The following is a 23320-nucleotide window of genomic DNA, read 5'->3' on the forward strand; positions in this document are numbered from 1 at the left end:
AAACCCACCCCAAGTATGAATTAGTAAATATTAATTATGATAATATGATCACTATTAAGGAGGCTTAATTTGGAGAGAGAAGCAGCTGAATTATTTGAAGAGTTTAAAGAACTCACTGCATCCGAATTTTTCCGACGAAATAAACAGATGCTGGGTTTTTCAGGGAAAATTCGTTCTTTGACCATCGTATTCCATGAACTGATAACTAACAGCCTGGACGCGGCTGAAGAGGCAGGAATCCTGCCTGAGATAAAAATAGACCTTAAACGTTTGGAAAAGGATCACTACATCCTTAAACACAAGGACAATGGACCGGGTATCCCTGAAAATTACATCACCAGGGTGTTCAGCACCATGTTCGCCGGTTCCAAGTTCCGTAACATACAATCCCGAGGTCAGCAAGGTCTGGGATGTAGTGGTTGTGTTCTTTTATCTCAGATGACCACTGGAAAGCCGGCAAAAGTAGTTTCTGGATGGTACGAGGGGGAAAAACTTAAAGGAGTTGAAATGGTCTTTAAGATGGATGTTAAGACCAATCAGGGCCTGATATTATCCAGAAGGGACGTGGAAGTAGATTCTACCGGTGTGAGCATTGAATTGCATTTTAAAGATGTTTCCTACTCTTTAAGTGAGCAGGGTGCCTATGAGTACATCCGTAGGACCATGATCGCCAACCCTCACTGCAAAATTACCTTCCGAGACCCCACCGGACATAAGTACATCTTTGACCGGGCAGATGAAGGTATACCACCCCTTCCCAAGGAGGTATTACCCCATCCCAAGGGTGTTACTGCTGATGATTTGATATTCATGGCTAAACATACGGATAAACGTCGTTTTCGCAGTTTGCTCACCAGTAATCTGTCCCGTATGTCCACCAAGAGAGTGAATGAAATTGAAGAGATAACTGGAATTGATCTCAACAAGAGGCCCAAGGACATGAAGTGGGAGGAGGCAGAGGCCATTGTAGAGACCTTTGCCAGGATGGATTTCATGGCTCCACCCACTTCGGGTTTGATCCCCATAGGCAAGGAACAGATCGAAAAGGGTATGAGAGAAATCTTAAATCCAGAATTTATTTCTTCCATCACTCGAAAACCAAAAACCTTCCGGGGTGGAATTTCATTTGTGGTGGAGGCCGGGATTTCCTATGGAGGAGATTCAGGAAGAATGGTGGGAGAACAGAGAAAGGCAGAGATCATGCGTTTTGCAAACAGAGTACCCCTATCATTTGACCAGGGAAGCTGTGCAATTACTGAAGCCCTTAAAAGCGTTGACTGGAAGCGTTACGGCGTTAGAGACCTGGATAACGCCCCAATAACTGTCTTTGTGAACATAGTATCCACCAATGTACCTTATCTATCCACCGGTAAACAGAGCGTGGCCCCTGAGCCAGAAATTCTCCATGAAGTCCGGCAGGCCACCATGAAGGTAGCCCGCAAAATGCAGAAGTATATCCGGGCCAAACGGGCAGCGAAAGAGGAAGCTCTTCGTTCCAAGGTATTTGAAAGCTTGGTTCCAGTAATAATTCATGAAGCAGCTGTTCTCGCAGAACAGGATGTACCCGAATATGACGCCGTGCTAGCTAAGGTTACACGCAGAGCCAAATATGAAGGCGTGGTTGAAGATGAATAAGAAAGATATCACTGTTAATAAACTCAAAAGCTTGGGTGAGACAATATTAGAAGACGTTCACAAAAATAACGTCCCCACAATCAAAGTTCCATCACGAGGAACATCTAACATAGTTTATGACGAGGAAAAACGTTACTACGTCTTGGGAGATCGATACGGGAAAAGATCCCTGGGTAACGTTAAGCAAATAGGTAAAATGGCCCAGATGGTTTACGTGGCCAATTTTTGCAAGGATCTGGTCCGAAGGGGAAAAACTGCCACATTAAGGGAAATGTACTACGTTTCTGAAGGATGGGAAGTGGATTTCGGAGACCAACAGGAATCCAACATCGTGGGTGAAGACCTGGAAGTGACCCTGGGAACTACCCGTGAAGACCTGGGTCTTATGCCTGAAGAAGACGGAGCTTCGGTCTATGGAAACATCATCATCCAGGATGATGACGTGGAGATAAACGCACTTAAATCTGGTAAATCAGGCTACACCATATCCCCCACCATTGATGAAGTAGAATTTGTGGATCACGACGTTAAACGAGTTATTGCTGTGGAAACTATGGGTATGTTCCACAGAATGGTTCAGGAAGAAGCTTATAAAAAATTCGACACCTTAATTGTGGGTTTAAAGGGCCAGGCCGCTCGTGCTACCCGTCGTTTCCTTAAAAGAGTAAATGAAGAACTTAATCTGCCAGTCTACATCTGTAACGACGGAGACCCCTGGGGATTCCACATTGCCATGGTTATAATCAGTGGCAGTGCCAAACTGGCCCACGTTAACCATCAACTGGCCACACCCAATGCTAAATTCCTGGGGGTTACCGCCTCTGACATCATCAACTACGATCTTCCCACTGACCCTCTTAAAGATATTGACGTTTTAAGACTGAAGGAGCTTTCCAAGGACCCCCGATACAAGGATGATGCTTGGCAAATGGAGATTAAGAAGATGCTCAAGATCGGTAAAAAGGCAGAACAACAGTCTTTCTCGAAGTATGGATTGGAATATGTAGTAGACACATATTTACCCGAAAAATTAGAGCAAATGGAATAAACAAATTGCATAAGTCTTGTATAAGCCCCACCTCCTTTAGGGGCTCTTTCATTTCTTTTTTTAAATACCTGCAGCCAGAGGTTGAACCATTACCACCACCCTACCGGTAAATCCAAAAATTTATTATAACTTGGGAACATAAAGATTCATAAAGAGTTTTTATGTCAAATAGGCTTTCTGGGAGTTTTATTTTCTAAATAATTATCCTAAAATCCTCTAAACTTCCAGAGGTCCCGGGAAAAGTAAGGCGGATGTGGAAATTATGAAATCAATCGGTATAAACGGATACGGAACCATAGGTAAAAGGGTGGCAGACGCAGTTTCCTGCCAGGATGACATGAAGATCGTCGGAGTAACCAAGAGAACCCCTGACTTCGAAGCCCAAATGGCAGTTGACAAAGGTTATCCCCTGTACATCAGCGCCCCGGAAAGGGAGGGGCAGTTTGAAGAAGCAGGAATCAAAGTAGCAGGGACCATAGATGATCTTTACGATCTGATTGATCTCATGGTGGACTGCACCCCAGAGGGCATCGGTGCCAAAAACATGGAAGTTTACAAAGAGAAAGGGGTGAAGGGCATCTTCCAGGGCGGAGAAAAACAGGATGCCATTGGCCATTCCTTTAACTCCTTCGCCAATTTCCAGGACGCCTGGGGAGCAGATTATGTGCGAGTAGTTTCCTGCAACACCACTGGCCTTTGCCGGACTTTAAAACCCATCGACGACCTCTGTGGAATTAAAAAGGTGCGGGCGGTCATGGTTAGAAGAGGTGCTGACCCCGGACAGATCAAGAAAGGACCTATAAACGCTATTGTCCCCAACCCACCCACAGTACCCAGTCATCACGGACCAGACGTGCAGACGGTTATGTATGATCTGAATATAACCACCATGGCTCTCCTGGTCCCCACCACGCTCATGCACCAGCACAACCTCATGGTGGAACTGGAGTCGGTACCCGCTGTGGATGATGTAATAGACCTTTTGGAAGCCACCCCCCGAGTTATGCTCTTTGAAGCCAATAAAGGGGCCGGATCCACTGCAGAAGTGATGGAATTCGCCCGTGACATGGGAAGACCTCGCAGCGACCTTTTCGAGATTGCAGTGTGGAAGGAATCAATAAACATAACTGAAGGTGAACTGTTCTACATGCAGGCCATCCACCAGGAATCAGACGTGGTGCCAGAGAACGTGGACTGTATCAGAGCCATGCTGGAGTTGGAGGAAGATGCACAGAAGTCCATCGCAAAAACCAACCAGGCTATGGGAATTTGAGAATAATTCCCATATTATCTTATTTTTTTATTTTAGACCATTAAAAGGCAATCATATCCATTTTTCAATTAAATTTTAGAAAAAAATAACATCCCCTCCTCACATAATAATATTCATAACAAGTTAAATCGGAATCAAGTTTTCGGGAAAGGTTTTTTTAGGTGTTAACATGGAATGTCAGGATTATTCACTCACTAGGACTATGGAAAGAGAGAATTTAAACTTAAACCCCTTGCAAAGAGGAGGGTTTTTACCATTGGAAGCCAGGAAAGCTCTATATGAGTTTTCCGATGGTTACAGTGTCTGTGACTACTGTGCCGGTCGGCTGGATGAAGTTAAAAAACCTTCAGTGGCTGGTTTTCTGGATGATCTGGCCCAGTTTTTGAATGTGGACGCAGTAAGAACTGTTCACGGGGCCCGGGAAGGCAAATTTGCCGTAATGCATGCCATCTGCCAGCCAGGAGATACCATCCTGGTGGATGGTAATGCACATTACACCACCCACCTGGCGGCGGAACGCAACCAACTTAACCTTGTGGAGGTACCTCCCAGCGACCATCCCCAATACCAGGTGCGGCCCCATAGTTACCGGGAAGTTCTCGACGAACTGCACGAAAGGGGGGAGGAGCCCAGTCTAATTCTTCTGACCCACGTAGATGGGGATTATGGTAACCTGACCGACTCCCGGGCAGTAGGGAAGATTGCCGAGGAATATGGAATTCCTCTCCTCCTTAATTGTGCTTATTCCATGGGACGCATGCCCATAGATGCTAAGAAGCTGAAAGTCGACTTCGTGGTAGGTAGTGGACATAAAAGTATGGCTGCCTCGGGGCCTATTGGTGTTCTGGGCATGAAGGAAGAATGGACGGAAAAAGTACTCCAAAGGTCTTCCAGCCATCCTGTGAAGGAACTGGAAATGCTGGGATGCACCAGTCGTGGAGCCCCCTTAGCCACCCTTATGGCCTCACTCCCCCACGTAATCGAAAGGGTTGGAAAATGGAACCAGGAAGTGAAAAAAACCCGTAAATTCGTGGCTCAAATGGAAAATATAGGAGATATAACCCAGATCGGAGTTCGGCCCACAGAACATGATCTGGTGCGCTTCGAAACTCCACTGTTCCACCAAATAGCAGAAAAACATCCCCGAAGAGGATTTTTCCTCTACGAGGAACTTAAAAAGCGTAACATAGTAGGTATTAAACGGGGACAGACCCAGTGGTTCAAGTGCAGTGTCTACGGCTTCACCTCCCAGCAGGTGGAGTACATTGCCCAAAGTTTCCAGGAAATTGCTAAAAAACAGGGTCAGTGAATAAATAGGAGCATAGATATGCCAGTCAAGTCCATTAAGATCATTAAAACTGGAAGCCTACTTCTTGATGTCTTTGAAAAACCCCAGAGCAACCTGATAGCCCTTAAACTGCTTTCAGGTGTGGGGGGCGGATCCACGGTAACCTACATTGAATCTGACTGTAAAATTCTGGTTGACACTGGTTTTGACTATGAAATCGACGAAAGCGAGCTGAACCTGAAAAGAAACCATGACGACCTTACCAAGGCCCTGGAAAGGTTCGATCTAAAACCAGAGGATATAGACCTGGTTTTCATAACCCACGGACACCAGGACCATTACGGTAACCTAGAGCTTTTTTCCAATGCTGAGGTCCTTAGTAACATTCACCTGGCACGTAAAGGAACCATCGAAGCTAAAGGAGTTAAAGACGGATCAACCATAGCTGATGGAGTCCAAGTCATTTACACTCCTGGTCATACCTTTGATCATGCCTCTCTACTAGTTCAGACTGATAAAATGAGATACACTGTGAACATGGAAGGTAAAGGGAGAGTTATGGGCGTTGGAGAGGTTAAAGTGGCCGTGGCGGGAGATGCAGCTGTTTCATCTGGATTCTTTGGGGCGAAAAAACACTGGGATTACAATGAGGACTTCATATCCCAACAGATGGCCTCAGAGAGTTTAGATAAGCTAATTAAAACTGCAGATTACATTATACCTGGCCATGGTAGTATTTTCTATAATTTTTTAAAACCCCCGGGTCCAGGGGGAATCAAGTATTAAAATCGCTGAGATACAAGCGCGTTCCATACTATCCAAGACCCAGATCCCAGTGGCAGATTTCGTTATAAATCCCTATGTAGGTTGTAGCCATGGATGTCTCTACTGTTATGCCCGTTTTATGAAACGTTTTACCGGCCACCGGGAAGGATGGGGAGAATTTCTGGATGTTAAAGTCAATGCTGATACCCTGGTCCCTAAGAGGGGTAGCTACCAGGGAAAACGTATCTTCCTGTCATCGGTTACTGACCCTTACTTACCCCAGGAAAGAGAATACAAACTCACCCGCAGAATACTGGATAATTTAGTGCCTCTGGAACCTTCTTTGAATATCCTCACCAAATCTGATCTGGTCCTGCGAGATTTGGACCTCATAAAACAGTTTCCTGAAAGGGAGATTGGCTTTTCATTCTCCACTCTGGAGGAAAACCTTCGCAGGCAGCTGGAAAGACGAGCCAACCCGGTTAAAAAACGATTGGATGCGCTTAGAATGGTTCACCGAAGGGGTGTTCGGAACTACCTTTTCATAAGTCCCATATTTCCATTTTTAACCGACTGGAAGGCCATAATAAGGAGGACCAGAAACTTTGTGGATTATTACCTGTTCGAGAACCTGAACGTGGCGGGCAGTGTGTGGGGACCAGTTAAAAGATGGATAGAACTTGAACATCCCCATCTGGCCGAAGCATATCATGATATTTACTTTGGAGATTCCCCCTACTGGGAAGAATTGGAAGGGGAAATTATGGATTATGGTCATGATGAAGGCCTGGAATTCCAGATTTACTTCCATCACTGACCGACTCCATAGGCAATCTCATAAAGATTTTCACCCACTATCTTAACTTTCCTGGCAAGGGGGAAGTGGATATCCTCCTCGGTACGGGTTATTACTCCAAATTTATAATGTGAAGAATAGTATTTCCAGGATTTACCCTCTCTGGCACGTTTTTTTAGGAATTGCTGGTGAGTTTCTAGACGTTGTTTTATGACTTTTTCTGAAAACTTGGGAACTTCCAGTAGCCGTTCTTCTATTAGTTCCCTAAAATTAGGATCCAGTTCGTATCCAACAGAATTTCTAGCTGAACAAGCAGCTGCTAGGGTGGTGGTGCCGGTGCCCAGGAAAGGATCAAACACCCAATCCTGCTGGATAGAATACATGTTTATTAGACGGTAGGCCAGTTCAAACGGAAATGCCGCTGTTCTATTCCTGAGGTTAACACTGAAAAGGTCCTGGGGTGTTCCCTGTAGATCCTTCCATAAATCTGAAAACCACTGGTTGCGTTCCTCCCAGAAGTAGGAACTCTGTCTCCTTTTCTGCACATCTTCTTTGGATACTTTCCTGAGCCCATCTTTACGGAATATTAGGATGTATTCGTGTTCTAAAGTGACGTAGGCGTTTGGAGGTAGCATCCCGGATCCCATGAACTTGGTGGGCTTATTCGAGGTTTTCCTCCAGATTATGGGGGGCAGGACATCATACCCCCGCCCCTGGAAACTCTGGGTGAGGTAGGAATGGTTCGGGTATAACTGAAAGCGGTCCCCAATTTTGCGGGTGGCATCACCCATGTTGATGCACAATATTCCGCTGGGGGCCAGAACCCGATCCACCGCCCCCCACACTTTTTCGAGTTCCTGGTTCATCAAAAGATAGGCCTGTGGCCCATCATTACATTTTAATGCATGGCCTATTTCAGCATTTAATTGAGAAAACATTTCATCCCACATTTCAATCATGGGATATGGAGGAGAAGTGACCACCAAGTTGACGCTACCGGGAGCCAGTTCTTTCATATTCTGAGCATTTTTAAAAAAAATCTGGTGGAGGGTCTTCATTTGATGTTATTTTAGCCCTTGGTTAATATAAGCCTGATGATTCATTCTTCCCAATATTCAGGTGGCCATTTTCATAGAACCACTGCAAACTGTCTTCAATAGAATGTTCCAGAGGACGAGGATCATAACCTAAATCTCTTCTGGCCTTATCACAACTTATCATGGAGTTACTGGCCAGTACATCTGCCGAGTATTCTGTGATAAGGGGTTTGGCCCCGCTGATACCATAGTATATATTGGCCACTCTACCCAACGCCTTAGCCAGCCATAACGGGGCTTTAAATCTCGGTGGTTTCTTACCAGTTATTTTTTGGAGTTTTAGCATCAACTCATCCACGGTTATCCTTTCCCCGGAGAGTATGTAAATTTCACCAGGTTTACCCTTCTGGGCAGCAAGAATCATCCCTTCTGCCACGTCCCGGACATCCACAAAGTCGTAGGCCCCCTCCACATATCCTGGAAGGTCTCCCCGGGCAAAACTGAGAATCATGTGTCCCAGCTGGGAAATTCGATAATCACAGGGACCTACCACTCCGCTGGGGGCCACAATAACTGCATTCAATCCTTTTTGAACCCCTTCAATTACTTCCATCGAGGCCTGGGCCTTGGTACGGTCATAAACTCCCCTTAGGGAGTTGGTGTAGAAGGTGCAGGACTCATCAATAACTACTCCTGGTGGTGGTTCCCGGAAGGCATGCACCGAACTGGTGTAGATCAATCTTGTTACTCCGCACTGGATACAGGCATCCACCACGTTTCTGGTACCAACCACGTTGACCTGGTAGATGAAATCTTCATTACCCGTAGAAATGGTTATTATCCCAGCTAAGTGGTAGACCATCCGGGTTCCCTTGAATGCAGGAAGTAGAGAAGGCAGATCACATACATCTCCCTCCACTATTTCCACCTCCAAACCCTTAATGGGAGTTAAATCATCATGGGGAAGGACTAAAACTCGGACCTCCTCGCCCTGCTTTAATAGTTTCTTTACCAGCACATTTCCAATATGTCCAGAAGCTCCGGTAACTGTGATCATAAATACACCCCCCCTATTTTATGGCATAAAACCCAGCCTGCATGTAAGAGAACCAGAAAAGCTCCACCACCCGGAATCCAGTTTCTCGAAGGATATTAAGATGTTCCTCTACAGTTATGGGGAAAAATTCCCGGTCAAACCGGTCCAGATGAGCATCAGCCGCTTCGGAGTCCCTGCCACCTTTTAACTGGAAGTTCTTCCAGTATCCCCTCCCAATTTTTGTACCTTCATCGGTGAAAGAACGGACGTTTTCGAAGGTAACGTATACTCCATCATCCCTTAAAAGATTATAACATGCATGGGTAGCCTTTTTCCTCTGGTCCGGGGACAAGTAATGGTGGGATTGTATGGCGGTAATTACATCCGGGCTGGTACAGAGTCCTGGAGGAAAATCCTGAGTAGGTAATGGTTTTAAAAATAGGATATCCCCAAATGGATAGCTTTTCAGCTTCTGCTGGGCCTGGTGCAACATCTCCGCCGAGGGGTCGCATAAAATGAATTTAGTCTCTGGAAATTCCTTTATGGCACGATTAACCAGGGCTCCAGTACCACATCCAGTGTCCAGCCAGGTTTTAGGCTCGATACCCATGGCCTTTATCAAATTAACCGTTTCATCATGGAATGAGTGGTAGTAGGGTAGGCTCACCATGACTTCCAAATCGAACTCTGAGGCTAAATGGGGAGTGCTGTTATCCGAATTCTTCATGATGATCACTTCAAGTTAATCCGATTTAGAATAAGAAAAGAAAGACATGTTTAAAATAAATTAATAAGATTTTGTCCAATAAAGCAACTAATGCGGAGCAGGAGACCTGCTATGTGTGAGAACAATGGCACTGTCAGCTGATTTTTGTAAAGCCACACTAAATCCGGGTTCTGCACCGATGACAATTGTTTTTTTACCGTTCTCTTTAGCAATGTTGATCAGTGGGAAGAAATCTACATCACGGGTCATAATGGCAATGATATCTATGTTGGGGTTGTGTATGAGTTCAAAGGCCTCCACTGCCAGATGGACGTCAGTTTCTCCCGCCACTACAATGGGTGAAAATCCCTGGTTAACCACGGCTTCAATAAGCTTATCCGAAGCATATTGATTTAAAAAGACCTTTCCAACACGTATACTCCCATATTCTTCTATTATTTCCCGGACCGTGTCCAGGTTAACCCCGAACTCCTTGCGAAGCATGTTAGGACCATCAACTAGAAGTCCTACATTCTTTCCGTCAGAATTTCCTCTGACCAGGGGAATGTATTCTTTGAATGAATTTAATTTTTGACGCATTTTTTTTCTCCATATAATAAAGCGCAGGTAAATAAGATGATATAAAGCAACAATAATTTTTGGATATCCTGAACTCTAAGATTGTTATATCTATCTATTAATAAACATTATTAAATCTTTATGCCAAATTTACACCCAAATCTATCCATAATGCTTCCTAAAAAAAGGATTCTGCTGCCTTTTTTAGAAAATCGGAACAGGTAGGTGTATAAGAATAGAATTTTATTTCTTAATAACCGGTAGGTGAACTTCGGTTAAGAGTTCATCCTCAGGGGTGGAGCTGGGGTCGTTTAGATATATTTCGGTGATGGGCCCCACAATATCATAACCATTCTCAACTGCGTATTCCACCACGGAATGGATAACTGGCCCAACCTCGGTGTAAGGACCCTGATGCATTGCAGCTAGTACCGTGTGGGCGGGTATTTCTTTAACTCCCACATTAGCATCCTGATAAGCGTCACCAGCAAATGAGATTCCGATCTCATACTGCAGATCCTCCTCAGCCACCTCTTCGGGGGTGTTGTAGTAGGTCCCGTACACCCGACCAGTCATTTCCAGGTCATGCTCCGACACCCACTGGCCTACTTTCTGGATAAGTTCTTGAATCTTATCATAACTCCCCCGATAGGGGATATAGGCTACTTTTGCCTCTTCAATCCTCTTCTCCTCAACTTTCATGATAACGCCTCTTGATATGATATTGTCTTATCAGTAAAAAAAATTACCTCCGGTTGATGATGTTCTGGATGGTGATGGAGATCAAGAGAAGTACCGGCCAGATCTCAAGTCTCCCTATCCAGAAGTCAAATATGAAGACTATCTTTACCAGTGTGGGAGATTGTGTTGTCATCAACCCACTGGAAAGCCCCACATTACTTAAGGCCGATGCCACCTCAAAGATTACTTGGGGGAAATCGTTGTAGTAGAAAAGTAAGATGATGATGCTGGCCACGTAGACCAAAAAGTAGGTGAATATGAAGGCCCCTGCCACCCGTATAACGTCATCCGTTACTCCTAATTCGGTGACATGATGAATCTTCTTGGATAGAACCGCCTTTCCAGGGAAAATGAAGGACTTAACCTGCCATAGCATCCCCTTTATCAGCAGACCGAATCGGAGCCATTTAATACCCCCACCAGTAGAACAGGACCCGGCGCCGATGACCATCAACAGAGTGATGAGGAATATGCCCAGACCAATCCATTTGGTGATGATATCTGGATAGAAGGCGGTTTGCAGTCCGGTGGTGGTCACCGCGGACACGATCTGGAAGAGTGAGTATCTAAAGTTTAATAAGAGGTCAGTCCCATAGACCTGGTTTTTGTAAAGCATTACCGTTACTAAAAGGGTGGCTATGATTATGAGGGAGTAAGCTACCTTGGTTTCGATATCCTTAAAGTATTCCTTCCAGTTACCCTTCAAAACCGTGTAGTGCAGGGCGAAGTTGGTAGCCCCGATCATCATCACGATCATGGCCGCTATCTCGATCCAGAGACTGTTGTAGAAAAGTAGACTGGTGTTATGCATACCAAAACCACCGGTGGATAAGGCCGTGAAAGCATGGAATATAGAGTCAAAAATGTTCATACCCGCCACTTTAAAGAGGATTATGGCGATGATGGTAAAGAATCCGTAGATATAGATTATAGTCCGGGTGGTGTGGCGTATACTGGGCTGTAACCTTTCGTCACGACCCTCAGCCAAATAGAGGCGCATGACATCGGCCCCGGTGGATCTTAAAAGGGCTAAGACCAGGAATATGATTCCCAGCCCACCCAGCCATTGGGTGAAAGCCCTCCAGAAGTTGATGGTGTAGGAAACAGCATCCAAGTTAGGGTACATGCTGAATCCGGTGGTGGTGAATCCAGACATGGCCTCAAAGTAAGCGTTGATGTAGGAAAGCTCCCCTGACAGATAGTAGGGCAGAGCACTCAGGGCACAAACCAATAGCCAGATGATGGTGGAAAACACCATGGCCACCTTCAAAGATACAGTGGTTTCTTTTTTAAAACCTTTGAGACAGACCAGACCAAATAACATGGTTAAAATAGCGGATGAGAAGAAAGAAGTTAGATACTGGTATTCCTGATAAATTAAAGATACTATAAGGGGGATTAACATTGCAATCCCCAGAAAGAGACACACCCCACCATTGTAGTGCATGATGGTTTTGAGTTCACGCCTGCTTAACCTGTTCATTTGCCGCGTTGGGAATTCCCCCTTTTTATTTCATGGCAATAATAACAACTAATTTTAATAATTACTACTGGATTCTTAAATAACCGATCATTTGTTTAATTTTCAAACTAATTCTTGACATATTACTAAACGCACTATATATAATTTGTGAGCCACTGCGGATAATGAGTTAAAAAAAATTAGTTTCCAGAATAAAAAAATAGGAAAATAAGAATTCTACTGCTTCAACACCGGAAACTGCACTTCAGTAAGGAGTTCTGATTCCGGAACCAGATTAGGGTCGTTAAGATAACTTTCCAGAGGCGGACCTGCTATGTGGTACCCGTTTTTCATGGCGTGCTCGAAGAGATCGCCATAGATAGAATGGGCTTCAATGTATGGTCCCTTAAATACTGTGGAGACCACTTCGTGCTCGGGTACCTTCTTGATCTGGATATCATCCGCTCCCTCCAGTTCTCCCAGGAATGCGGCCCCCACTTCCCAGGTTAATTCTTCCTCAGAAACCTCCATGGGGCTGTTGTAGTAAATGCCATAAATGGGCATCTGGATCTCCACCTGTTTAGTCATGAGCCATCCCACCACCTTGCCCAGGGCTTCTGGGATCTTCTCAAAGCTGCCCTTCTGCATGATAAAGGCTACCTGGTACTCGGGAACTTTTTTTATTTCGATTTTCATACATAGACCTCCCATGAAGTTCTTATAGATTTTCTGTTGTAACTAGTTGATAGAATTTATCATCAATGAAAACTGCAAGTCATCAAAATGAGTAATTACCTTAGAAAAATGCTCTTTTAGTTATAGGTGGAACAACAATATATTATGGGGAAGAAGATTAATGGGAGGGTCATTTCAATCTATAATCGACCATGATCCTCTTTACTTATCAAAGGAGCGATTTTAATGGATCATTCCCATCAAAATCAGGATATGGAACATGGAATGGAAGAACACCGCCCACATGACCATCATCATATGATCTCAGATTATAAAAGGCGTTTCTGGATTTGTCTGGTTTTAACTATCCCCATCGTTATTCTATCACCCCATATCCAGCATATTTTCGGGGTCCATGAACTCCTGATGTTCCCCGGGGATACCTATCTCCTTTTCGGTTTATCCTCAGTAGTATACTTCTATGGAGGGTACCCCTTCTTTAAGGGAATTTATACGGAGCTTAAGTCACTTACTCCCGGTATGATGACCCTGGTGGCAGTGGCCATCACCACCGCCTACCTTTACAGCAGTGCCGTGGTTTTTGGACTGGAAGGAGAGCTATTCTTCTGGGAACTGGCCACCCTGATCGATATCATGCTCCTGGGCCACTGGCTGGAGATGAGATCAGTCCTGGGGGCCTCCCGGGCCCTGGAGGAACTGGTGAAACTCCTTCCCAGTACCGCCCACCACATCATGCCCGACGGAAAGACCATGGAAATGCCTCTGGAACACCTTAAACCGGGTGATATGGTTCTGGTGAAGCCGGGAGAAAAGATACCGGTGGATGGTATAATTGTTAAGGGCCAAACCAGTGTTGATGAATCCATGCTCACCGGAGAGTCAGAGCCAATTTACAAACCAGTGGGTGGACAGGTGATTGGTGGATCCGTTAATGGGGATGGCTCCATCCAGGTCCAGATCCAGAAGACAGGTAAGGACTCCTTCCTGTCCCAGGTGATTAGTCTGGTGGAGGAGGCCCAGAGCACCAAATCCCGTACCCAGAACCTGGCTGACCGTTTCGCCATGTGGCTTACCATCATCGCCTTAAGCGGAGGATTCATAACCTTACTGGCCTGGTTAATTTTTATAGGCCAGGATTTGGCCTTTTCATTGGAAAGGGCCGTTACAGTCATGGTAACCACCTGCCCCCATGCACTGGGCCTGGCCATACCCCTGGTTATAGCGGTTTCCACTGCCCTCTCGGCCAGTAACGGACTTCTCATCCGGAACCGCACCGCTTTTGAAAAGGCCAGGAATCTTGATGCCATGGTATTCGATAAGACCGGGACCCTGACCCAGGGCAAATTCGGGGTCAGTGAGGTGATCCCATTCAAAGAAGCGGAACTTGATGAAATTTTAAATTACGCCGCCTCCCTGGAGGCCTACTCTGAACATCCCATTGCCCGGGGAGTGGCTGCAGCCCTTGAAAATCACTTACCCGTGGAAGATTTTAAAGCCCTGCCAGGTAAGGGCGTGCAGGGCTATATAAATGGCCGGAAGGTGGAGGTGGTCAGCCCGGGCTACCTGCAGGAGATGGGCCTATCTTTTGATGATGAAAAGCTGAATTTCTCCCCAGAAAAGACCTCCGTCTTCGTGGTGATAGATGGCCAGGTAGAGGGTGCTCTTTTATTGTCGGACCTCATCCGGCCGGAGTCCCGGGAGGCTGTTTCTGGCTTGAAGAAAATGGGTATCAGTACCATCATGATCACCGGAGATCGAAGCGAAGTGGCCGAATGGGTGGCCAAGGAGTTGAACCTGGATCAGTACTTCGCCGAGGTGCTGCCTGGAGAAAAGGCGGAGAAAATCAAACAAATACAAAAGGAAGGGTTGGTGGTGGCCATGACTGGGGACGGTATTAACGACGCCCCCGCCCTGGCTCAGGCTGATGTGGGAATTGCCATCGGTGCCGGGACTGATGTGGCCATTGAAACCGCAGATATCATCCTGGTCCGTAACAATCCCCTGGACGCCCTGTACATCATACGGCTGGCCCGCTCCACCTACCGGAAGATGGTGGAGAACCTGGCCTGGGGGGCCGGTTACAACATATTCGCCATACCCCTGGCTGCAGGCGTTTTATCGGCCTACGGCATCCTCTTAACCCCCGCCATGGGGGCAGTTTTGATGTCAGTCAGCACCATCATTGTGGCGGTTAATTCCCGGTTTTTGAGGATTCAAAAGTAGAATCAGATGAAATCTTCTGCATCACATAAAATACAGAAGAAGATTTATGGGCTTTAAACCAATTAATTTCATCTTTTTCCTTTTTTAGGGCCTTTTGAAGTTCAGGATCTGTGATATCCTTGCTTTGCAGTTCTTGGACCTGTTTTTCCATTGGCTGGAAATATTCAGACCACCAGATCTCAGGGGAGATCCGAAAGCTGTCCAGCAGCCGGTATCCACACTTCCGGATCAGTTGGAGCTTATGCACATGATCCTGGTAATCATCATGCACTACCAGGAACCCCTGATCCTTAATTAGAGACCTCCAATCCCTTAATCCCCTTTCAAAGCCCACCGCGTAGATGGATCCCTCGGCCCAGATGATGTCAAAACTTTCTTTGGGGAAGTTTAATTTGAATAAGGATCCTTTAACTGTCTTTACTCTTTTATCAATTTTTAACTGACTGATCTTTTGATTTAACTCATTTAAAGCTTTTTGATCATTATCCAGGGCCGTAACCTCCCCCTCACTTATCCTGGCCAGTTCAAGGGTCGGAATTCCAGTACCACAACCCAAATCGAGAATTTTAGGGTTTTCCATATCCGGTAACTTGAAAAAGGCTTTCCGGGTGTATTTAAGAAGTTTTCTCCTGAAGCGATCTTTGTTGAACATGGGACTCCCCTTAGTGATCCTTAACTTAACCCCAAAGTTTATATAGGATTCCACCTTACTATTTTTTACTTTCATAAAATATGAAAATTATGAAAATAAAAAAAGTTAGTGGTAGTATGGATGAAGTTATAAACACCCTGAAAAGTCGGAGAAGCGTACGTCAGTACCGTCCCGAACAAATTAAGGATACCGAATTGGAAAATATATTGGAAACATCCATATACGCCCCCACCGGGCGTAACGATCAGCCCTGGCACTTTACAGTGGTTCAAAATAAGGCGCTCATCCATGAAATCAGTGAAGGGGCAAAAGAGGTAATGAGAGAATCTGGTATGGAATGGATGGTCCAGCTGGGGGGTGTAGAAGATTTTAACATCTTCCACAGAGCACCCACCGCCATAATCGTGTCCGGGAAGAGAGAAGCCACTACTCCCCTGATTGACTGTTCAGCCGCAGTGCAGAACATGCTCCTGGCAGCAGAGAGTATGGATATTGGATCCTGCTGGATAGGATTTGCCAAGTTCTACTTCCAGAATCAAGAAAACTTAGAAAAGTTCCACATTCCCACGGACCATGAAGTCCACTTTGGAGTTTCACTGGGCTACAAGGTCAGAGAAAATCCTCCGGCTCCTCTAAGGAATAAGGAGGTCTTCAGTTATTTCAGGTAGTATTAGGAGGTTCGATTATGAAACAAGATTCCCCGAAAGAAGAATTTAAAGAAACACTTTACGACAGTTTTAAGGCTCTGGGAATGGATGATTTCTCATCACGGCTCTTATCGGCCTTACAGAGTGAAGTAGAAGAGGTATCACTCGGTGAACTTGCAGATACAACTGGTTACAGCTTATCCGCACTGAGCACCGCCCTCAAGGCCATGGAGGAAAGTGGTCTAGTTAAACGGTTTAAAAAACCCAAATCCCGTAAGGTTTACGTCCTGATGGACATGGATATCATCACCTTATACACTGAACTGCAGAAAAAAAGGTACCAACAGAGTCTCATGCCCGCTTTAAAGAAAATACCAAAAATAATAGCAAAATATGAGAACCAGGAAGAATTTAAAGATGAATTGGAAGATTTGAAAGATTTCCACCAGCAAATTCTGTTTATTGAAGAGGAAAGCAGGAAGTATATCCAGGCCCTGGAGAAAGGAGTTAAATAGAGGTTTTAAGATGAAAACTAAGTATGTGAATGATGAGGATTGCTCACCACTAAATTCTCTGTACTGCAATTTAAAGATAAAAATCAGTGGTGCTTTGAATGAGCATGATTTGAGGGACCTTTACAGTTGCAATCTGTGTAATGACTGCCGATTAGGTGGTTTGAATCACACAGCCCGGAAAATAGCCGTGAGTAAAGGCCTGGAGGTTGATCACCTGGTCCAGATCCGAGAAAATATCAAAGAGCAGGGTAATTCTTATGGTATCAGCCGGGCACAAAATGGCGATGACGAATTCAAGTGTAAAACTTTGCTCTTCAAAGGATGCACACCCACCTACCAGACCCCGGAAATACTTAAAGCCGCAGAATACTTGCTAAAAAGCCAGGGTGTGGAGTACGGTGTCCTGGGTGATGAAGTCTGCTGTGGTAACATCTTATTTAATTTAGGTGATGAAGACTTTGGCCGGGAAGTATTAAATGAAAATATAGCCCGTTTTAAGGCAGCCGGGGTGGAAAGGATCATCACCATCTGCCCCGGTTGTTACCATGCCTTTAATAAATATTATGCTGGAAAAGAGGGATTCCACCCCGAGGTAGTTCTTGCTCTGGACTTACTACCAGAATCAGAACTTCTCCGAGAGAGTTTTGACATACAGGACCCCTGTCACGCCCGAGAAAAGGCAGATAAGGTGCGGAGGATACTTCCCGGAGCTATCAACAATGGAGTAAGTCCCTGCTGCGGAGCTGGAGGTGGCGTTATAGCCCACAACAAGCTGTTAGCAGCCAATAAAGCCGTGAAAACTTTGGAAAATAAGAAGAGGTTAGTCACCTACTGTCCCTTCTGCTATCTTAACCTGTCCTCCATAAAGCCCCAGGGTGTCCAAGACCTCTACCTGTTGCTATCGGAAAACCTGGATTTAATCCCGGAAGCTGTTCCTTACTAATTAAGAAGAGGAACACATGGCCATAACTGGAAAGAATTGCTTTAAACCATAAATAAGGCATATTCGTTGGAATAGCTTCAGAAGCAGTGGAAAAGATTTAAGAGAAGATCTTAAAATATTAATTCTTCTAAAATAAGGATATCTAGGGGATTGAAATGAGCAATTATGTGAACACTCTACGCTACCTTTTAAGGCTCTTTCTAAGTCTCCTAGCCCAGGCCATAATCTTTTTTTCCGCTGCCGGTCAACTGGAAATACCTAGAGCCTGGTTATTCTTTGCCCTGACCTTCATTTATTACGTTTTGAGTTTCATAGTCCTCTACCGGTTTAACCACGAGTTAATTCACTATCGTGGTGGTTCTGCTTTTCGTGGGGACACTAAACAATGGGATAAATATATCCTCCTAATTTACACCTTCCTGGGCGTTTATGGTCAGTTTTTCGTGGCAGGATGGGATTTGGGACATATCCACTGGCTCTATCTGGGACTGGAGTATATGGTGGTAGGTATAATTCTGTTCATCATCTCCGATGTACTGATTGTGTGGGCCATGGTCCAGAATCCCTTCTTCGAACCCACCGTCAGGATACAGAGGGAACGTGGCCAGAAAGTTATCGGCTCCGGGCCCTACCAGATAGTAAGGCACCCTGGTTACCTGTCCGGAATACTATGGCACCTGGCTATGCCCCTGATATTCGGGTCCGGTTTGACCCTGGTGTACAGCCTCCTGATCATAGTCCTCCTGGTGGTCCGCACCTATCTGGAGGATAAAACGCTTCAGGCTGAATTAGAGGGATATCAGGAGTACACCAGAAAAACCAGGTATCGGATTCTGCCTGGTTTGTGGTAGAATGACCGCCTCATGGATGAATACGGACTTGTTACCTAGATATCTTGATAGTATGTTTTTTAGATTTAACTCGTAATTCTATTCACCCAACTGATTAACTATGGTTTGAAGCTGGGTCTTTAATAAAGCCATTTCATTATTGTATTGTTTCATATGGTTGGCCATGTTTCTTAAGTCCTCAGCATAGGCGTCATTATCTCCATTTTCAAAGTCGGTGGCCATTTTTTGACTAATAGACATTATTTCATCATTTAAACTCGAAAGATTGCTATAGGTATTTGAGAGATTCTTTATCTGCCTAGAAAGATCTTCCTTTAAAACTAGAGCATATGCTTCTGCCCTATAATTATTGTAATTATTATACTCAGTGAAATTTTGATTTAATAATTCAGGGGGTACATTATTTTTATTTCGAATGCCATTCGCCATCGCTGCCCTCTGATCTGGAGACAAGTACTTCAATGGAGAGTAACTTTCCATAACCCCCGCTGCATCTTCCAGCTCGGCAATATCTGATTCATTGATTGTAGGAGTCTGTGATAGGGTATCTAAATCAGCTTTAAACCTATCTAAGTCCTGCGGCATTAAAACCGTTGCAACCGCGGCATAAAACAATCCATAAAGTCCAACTATCGCCACTACAAGAATAATTAAGGCCAAAATATTTCTATTCATCTTTTTTGCACCCTCTGTTTATACATAACTTATTATGAAGATCATAATTTAAAATCTTATCTCGATCCCCAGGATATATTCTTTACTAAACCCTAATTATAAAAAAAATTTTTTAATTTAAAACGCCGGGACTGGGATTTGAACCCAGGGTGAGCGTCGCTCATAGGATTTCGAATCCTACGCCTTACCTGACTAGACTATCCCGGCTAACTGATTATCTATCTTATGTAAACTTCTACTTTCTTAAAGTTTTAGGATGTTGATTTATCCAAAACCTTTATGTGCTCATATGAGCATCTATTCATATGAAAATGAATGATGTCTGTGAGGAGCGCTGCATCCACGAAGACACCGTCCGCAAAGTGAAGGAGGAAATGCTTCCGGATGAGGTTTTCAACCATGTATCAGATGATTTTAAGGTTCTAGGAGATCGCACCCGGGTGAAGATGCTCTTCGCCCTTTCCCAAGAAGAGTTGTGTGTCTGCGACCTGTCCAACATACTGGGGCTGAGTGAATCGGCTATTTCCCACCAGTTAAGGCAGTTAAGGAATCGTAACATGGTTAAATATCGTCGGGAAGGTAAGATGGCCTACTACTCCCTGGCCGACCAGCACGTAGTCCAATTTTTAAAGATGGGTGTGGAACATGCCCGGGAATGACTGCTCATCCCCGGCAGAAAGCACCTGCAGTTGCTGTGGAGGAGATGTGTTTGAAGAAAAGGAAGAATCCTGGAAACAACGTCCCCTTTTAATAATTTCCGTCTCAACCATCCTCTTCACCGTAGGCGTGTACCTGGAGAACTTTCTTAAATTGAGTTTCCCGGCGGAGATCATATTTCTATCGGTGGTGGTGGTTTCAGGATACGGGATTGTTAAAGGTGCTCTGGAAGGTCTGTTGAAGTTCAAGTTCAACATGAACCTCCTCATCACCATTGCCGCTGTAGGAGCATTCCTAATAGGCCATGGCGAGGAGGGAGCCGCCGTGTTTTTCCTGTTCTACGTGGCCGAGTTTCTGGAGGACTACGCCAGTCAGCGAGCGCGAAAATCCATAGCATCTCTTTTAAAACTGGCACCACAAACAGCCCACGTCCTTAAAGAGGGGAGGGAGCTGGAAGTGCACGTGCACAGTGTGAAGGTGGGTGAACAGGTGGTGGTAAGGCCCGGGGATAAGATACCCCTGGATGGAGTGGTGGTTAAAGGCGTGTCTGCAGTGGATCAGGCCACCATCACCGGGGAAAGTATTCCAGTCACCAAAAAAGTGGATGATGATGTTTTTGCCGGTACCATAAACACGGAAGGGTACCTGGAGGTTAGGGTCACCCGGAAAGATACCGAAACCATCCTCGCCAGGATAATCGAGTTGGTGAAAGAGTCTAAAAACAGGAAATCAAAGACTGAAAAGTTCATAGACCGATTCGCCACTTACTATACGCCTACCGTTATACTGCTGGCAGTGGTGGTGGCCACGGTGCCACCCCTATTTTGGGGAATGTCTTTCGATGAGTGGTTCTATCGCGCCCTGGTTCTCCTGGTAGTGTCCTGTCCCTGCGCCCTGGCTATATCCACCCCAGTCTCCATGGTCTCCGGGATCACCTCCGCCACCAGAAACGGGGTGCTCATAAAAGGCGGAGAATACGTGGAAGAAATGGGTAAAGTTCAGGCTGTGGTCTTTGACAAGACGGGAACCCTCACCGAAGGACAGCTAGAAGTCACCACGGTACTGGACCTAAATGGCTACAGTACCGGTGAGGTTTTGAAAATTGCGGCGTCTCTGGAGTCCCATTCCAAGCACCCCTTAGCACGGGCCATCACCCAGAAGGCACATAAGGCTGATTTGGATTTGTACGCGGTTCATGATTTCAAATCTTTAACAGGGAACGGTTTGGAAGGTATAATAAATAATAAGAAGTTCTATATAGGGAAAAAAAGTCTTTTTAAAGGCCTGGACTTCCCCAGGGAGATGTTAGAAGAACTGGAGAATGAAGGTAAAACTACGGTTCTGGTGGGGAATGAAAAGGAGATAATAGGCATTCTGGGACTGATGGACCGGGTCCGTGATAGTTCCCGGAACACAGTACAGTACCTAAAGGATAATGGTATAAAGACGGTGATGCTCACCGGAGACCATGAAAAAACAGCCCTGGCGGTGGCTTCACAGCTGGGGCTGGACGAATTCCATCACGATCTGCTGCCGGAAGATAAGGTAAAAAAAATTGAGGAAATGGTCTCCCGCTACGGACACGTAGCCATGGTAGGGGATGGGGTCAATGACGCACCGGCCCTGGCCTTAGCCAATATTGGGATCGCCATGGGTGCTGCAGGTTCAGACGTGGCCATGGAAAGTGCAGACATTGCCCTCTTACACGATGATCTGTCCAAACTGGAGTACCTGGTTAAACTCAGCCGAAGGACCATGAGGGTGGTAAGGCAGAATGTGGCCCTTTCTGTACTGGTTAAGAGTTCATTTGCACTATTTGCTGTTTTAGGCTTTGTGACCCTGTGGATGGCGGTGGGTATTGGGGATATGGGCCTGAGTTTGGCGGTGATATTAAATGCGCTTCGGATTGGGAGTGGAAAATCCCTGTGAATCTTTATTTGGACACTATTTTTTACTGGCCACTACCTTGTCAGCGAAGTAGAAGCCGATGATTAACAGAACCACTGCCCACAGGTTGTTGAAAAGACCGCCCACGATGTTGCTTGGAACTACTGTGGCTGTGGTTTTAGTGGCATTTATCACTGTTTCGGCTTGTATCTGGTTGGCGAAGGCCAGGCTGAAGAAGTAGACAGAAATAATGGAGATGGTGAGGGCTTTTCTAAACTCTCCATCAGCCAGTTCCCAGTTATCAGTAATTAGAAATGTCCCGGCCAGCATGGCAAAGAAAGTTCCGAATCCAACTGTTCCTAATCCCCAGTAGACGTTTCCACCACTGGCTGTTGAAAAGCCCAGCCAGATACTCAAGAGTGAAAAAGATACTATTACCGATAACCCTAACGCCTTTCTAATGTAATCATTTCTGGTGTACACGGTTTTGGAGTTCTGATTATTGTTTTTATTATCCTCAGTCATACTTCTACCCCACTTTATCTTATTTTTTTAATAATTTATTATTTATTAATATATAAGTATCACTAGGGTGATGCTATAAAGCAAAAAAGAATCTTGTCCATTTTAAACCTTGTATGTGCCTGAAAGGAATATAAAACGGCTTATAAGTGATATTATGGACAATAAAACCAGTATGATCAGTAAAATTTGTCTTAAGAAAGGTTGGGGGAATAAAAGGGACAATAAGATCATTCCCATGAGAAAAGAGCCCAAATATTTACCCACTGGATCATAAATCGGCTTCTTAAGACGAGATGATGCTAAAAAAACTACAAATAGAGTACTAATCAGCAGCAGTACCCAGGAGTCGTACCAGCCCCTTACAACAAAAGCCAAAAATGAGACGAAGATCAGAGTAAAATCCGCGGTGACGTCCAGATACGCACCTAAAGTTGAAGTGGAATCCATCCTCCGGGCAAGGTAACCATCTAAGATGTCTGTTACACCAGCGAAGACTATTATTAACAAAGAAATTATATATTGGCCACCTGAAAATGAGTAAAAAAATAGGGGAGTAGCTATAAACCGGAGGCAGGTCACTGCGGATGGAAGGTAGGATTTAGAAGACATTTCCTCTTAAAATATGTAAGGGAGGTTGAAAATCCCTCCCATTCTATTAGGACCGGAGTGCATTTACAAAGTCG

At 45.1% G+C, this 23320-nt stretch carries 24 protein-coding genes and 1 tRNA gene; 13 read left to right on the forward strand and 12 right to left on the reverse strand.

The features are described from left to right. The first annotated feature begins 69 nt into the window (after positions 1-69). The 6 genes from top6B to FGU46_RS03765 all read left to right on the forward strand — a co-directional run bounded on the left by top6B (position 70) and on the right by FGU46_RS03765 (position 6826). Complete coding sequence (gene top6B / locus FGU46_RS03740) at positions 70-1635, forward strand: DNA topoisomerase VI subunit B (RefSeq protein ID WP_286476622.1); 1566 nt, start codon at positions 70-72, stop codon at positions 1633-1635. Beyond that, complete coding sequence (locus FGU46_RS03745) at positions 1628-2683, forward strand: DNA topoisomerase IV subunit A (protein WP_286476623.1); 1056 nt, start codon at positions 1628-1630, stop codon at positions 2681-2683. The genes top6B and FGU46_RS03745 overlap by 8 nt, the downstream gene beginning before the upstream one ends. 262 nt (positions 2684-2945) lie before the next feature. Further along, a complete protein-coding gene (locus FGU46_RS03750) occupies positions 2946-3956 on the forward strand; it encodes a phosphorylating glyceraldehyde-3-phosphate dehydrogenase (protein ID WP_286476624.1) in 1011 nt (336 codons plus the stop codon). A gap of 169 nt (positions 3957-4125) precedes the next feature. After that, positions 4126-5265, forward strand: a complete 1140-nt coding sequence (gene pscS / locus FGU46_RS03755) for an O-phospho-L-seryl-tRNA:Cys-tRNA synthase (protein ID WP_286476625.1) — start codon at positions 4126-4128, stop codon at positions 5263-5265. An 18-nt stretch (positions 5266-5283) separates the two neighbouring features. Next, positions 5284-6030 carry an MBL fold metallo-hydrolase gene (locus FGU46_RS03760; protein WP_286476626.1) on the forward strand — a complete coding sequence of 249 codons (747 nt, stop codon included), beginning with the start codon at positions 5284-5286 and terminating at the stop codon, positions 6028-6030. 49 nt (positions 6031-6079) lie between these two features. After that, a complete protein-coding gene (locus tag FGU46_RS03765) occupies positions 6080-6826 on the forward strand; it encodes a radical SAM protein (RefSeq protein WP_286476627.1) in 747 nt (248 codons plus the stop codon). Here the strand turns inward: FGU46_RS03765 and FGU46_RS03770 are convergent. The 7 genes from FGU46_RS03770 to FGU46_RS03800 form a co-directional block, all read right to left on the reverse strand. Beyond that, positions 6820-7863, reverse strand: coding sequence for a DNA-methyltransferase (locus FGU46_RS03770; protein ID WP_286476628.1), 1044 nt, complete (start codon positions 7861-7863; stop codon positions 6820-6822). The genes FGU46_RS03765 and FGU46_RS03770 overlap by 7 nt on opposite strands. Positions 7864-7885: 22 nt before the next feature. Continuing rightward, positions 7886-8899, reverse strand: a complete 1014-nt coding sequence (locus FGU46_RS03775) for an SDR family oxidoreductase (RefSeq protein WP_286476629.1) — start codon at positions 8897-8899, stop codon at positions 7886-7888. Positions 8900-8912: 13 nt separating this feature from the next. After that, positions 8913-9605: a methyltransferase gene (locus tag FGU46_RS03780; protein ID WP_286476630.1), complete on the reverse strand. Its 693-nt coding sequence runs from the start codon at positions 9603-9605 to the stop codon at positions 8913-8915. 87 nt (positions 9606-9692) lie between these two features. Then, a complete protein-coding gene (locus tag FGU46_RS03785) occupies positions 9693-10184 on the reverse strand; it encodes a TIGR00288 family NYN domain-containing protein (protein ID WP_286476631.1) in 492 nt (163 codons plus the stop codon). A gap of 222 nt (positions 10185-10406) precedes the next feature. Next, complete coding sequence (locus FGU46_RS03790; protein WP_286476632.1) at positions 10407-10865, reverse strand: AraC family transcriptional regulator; 459 nt, start codon at positions 10863-10865, stop codon at positions 10407-10409. A gap of 43 nt (positions 10866-10908) precedes the next feature. Then, positions 10909-12387, reverse strand: a complete 1479-nt coding sequence (locus FGU46_RS03795; protein WP_286476633.1) for a TrkH family potassium uptake protein — start codon at positions 12385-12387, stop codon at positions 10909-10911. A gap of 216 nt (positions 12388-12603) precedes the next feature. Next, positions 12604-13062 (reverse strand): GyrI-like domain-containing protein, encoded by a 459-nt coding sequence (locus FGU46_RS03800; RefSeq protein ID WP_286476636.1) that lies wholly within the window; start codon positions 13060-13062, stop codon positions 12604-12606. Positions 13063-13287: 225 nt separating this feature from the next. Between FGU46_RS03800 and FGU46_RS03805 the strand changes: the two genes are divergently transcribed. Then, positions 13288-15285 carry a copper-translocating P-type ATPase gene (locus FGU46_RS03805; RefSeq protein WP_286476637.1) on the forward strand — a complete coding sequence of 666 codons (1998 nt, stop codon included), beginning with the start codon at positions 13288-13290 and terminating at the stop codon, positions 15283-15285. Here FGU46_RS03805 and FGU46_RS03810 read toward each other — a convergent pair. Continuing rightward, positions 15254-15937 carry a class I SAM-dependent methyltransferase gene (locus tag FGU46_RS03810; RefSeq protein WP_286476638.1) on the reverse strand — a complete coding sequence of 228 codons (684 nt, stop codon included), beginning with the start codon at positions 15935-15937 and terminating at the stop codon, positions 15254-15256. The genes FGU46_RS03805 and FGU46_RS03810 overlap by 32 nt on opposite strands. Positions 15938-16026: 89 nt before the next feature. On the opposite strand from FGU46_RS03810, the gene FGU46_RS03815 reads away from it, so the two are divergent. The 4 genes from FGU46_RS03815 to FGU46_RS03830 all read left to right on the forward strand — a co-directional run bounded on the left by FGU46_RS03815 (position 16027) and on the right by FGU46_RS03830 (position 18893). Continuing rightward, complete coding sequence (locus FGU46_RS03815; protein ID WP_286476639.1) at positions 16027-16605, forward strand: nitroreductase family protein; 579 nt, start codon at positions 16027-16029, stop codon at positions 16603-16605. A gap of 17 nt (positions 16606-16622) precedes the next feature. Then, a complete protein-coding gene (locus FGU46_RS03820; RefSeq protein WP_286476640.1) occupies positions 16623-17099 on the forward strand; it encodes a GbsR/MarR family transcriptional regulator in 477 nt (158 codons plus the stop codon). Between the two features lie 10 nt (positions 17100-17109). Further along, a complete protein-coding gene (locus FGU46_RS03825) occupies positions 17110-18042 on the forward strand; it encodes a heterodisulfide reductase-related iron-sulfur binding cluster (RefSeq protein ID WP_286476641.1) in 933 nt (310 codons plus the stop codon). A gap of 155 nt (positions 18043-18197) precedes the next feature. Further along, on the forward strand, positions 18198-18893 hold the full coding sequence (locus FGU46_RS03830; protein ID WP_286476642.1) for a methyltransferase family protein: 696 nt from the start codon (positions 18198-18200) through the stop codon (positions 18891-18893). Between the two features lie 78 nt (positions 18894-18971). Here the strand turns inward: FGU46_RS03830 and FGU46_RS03835 are convergent, their stop codons facing one another. Both FGU46_RS03835 and FGU46_RS03840 read right to left on the reverse strand, forming a co-directional pair. Then, a complete protein-coding gene (locus FGU46_RS03835; RefSeq protein ID WP_286476643.1) occupies positions 18972-19568 on the reverse strand; it encodes a hypothetical protein in 597 nt (198 codons plus the stop codon). Positions 19569-19691: 123 nt separating this feature from the next. After that, positions 19692-19775 (reverse strand) — tRNA-Ser (locus FGU46_RS03840). A gap of 98 nt (positions 19776-19873) precedes the next feature. On the opposite strand from FGU46_RS03840, the gene FGU46_RS03845 reads away from it, so the two are divergent. Both FGU46_RS03845 and FGU46_RS03850 read left to right on the forward strand, forming a co-directional pair. Next, the gene (locus FGU46_RS03845) at positions 19874-20227 is read left to right on the forward strand and encodes an ArsR/SmtB family transcription factor (protein WP_286476644.1); all 354 of its coding nucleotides are present in this window, start codon (positions 19874-19876) and stop codon (positions 20225-20227) included. Then, positions 20214-22154, forward strand: a complete 1941-nt coding sequence (locus tag FGU46_RS03850) for a heavy metal translocating P-type ATPase (protein WP_286476645.1) — start codon at positions 20214-20216, stop codon at positions 22152-22154. Before FGU46_RS03845 ends, FGU46_RS03850 begins: the two co-directional genes overlap by 14 nt. 15 nt (positions 22155-22169) lie before the next feature. Here FGU46_RS03850 and FGU46_RS03855 read toward each other — a convergent pair whose 3' ends face one another. Next, on the reverse strand, positions 22170-22637 hold the full coding sequence (locus FGU46_RS03855; RefSeq protein WP_286476646.1) for a hypothetical protein: 468 nt from the start codon (positions 22635-22637) through the stop codon (positions 22170-22172). Positions 22638-22739: 102 nt separating this feature from the next. Then, positions 22740-23246: a CDP-alcohol phosphatidyltransferase family protein gene (locus FGU46_RS03860; RefSeq protein ID WP_286476647.1), complete on the reverse strand. Its 507-nt coding sequence runs from the start codon at positions 23244-23246 to the stop codon at positions 22740-22742. Positions 23247-23320 lie beyond the last annotated feature (74 nt).

It is taken from the genome of Methanobacterium sp. CWC-01 (assembly GCF_030323845.1).
Classification (GTDB): Archaea; Methanobacteriota; Methanobacteria; order Methanobacteriales; family Methanobacteriaceae; genus Methanobacterium; species Methanobacterium aridiramus.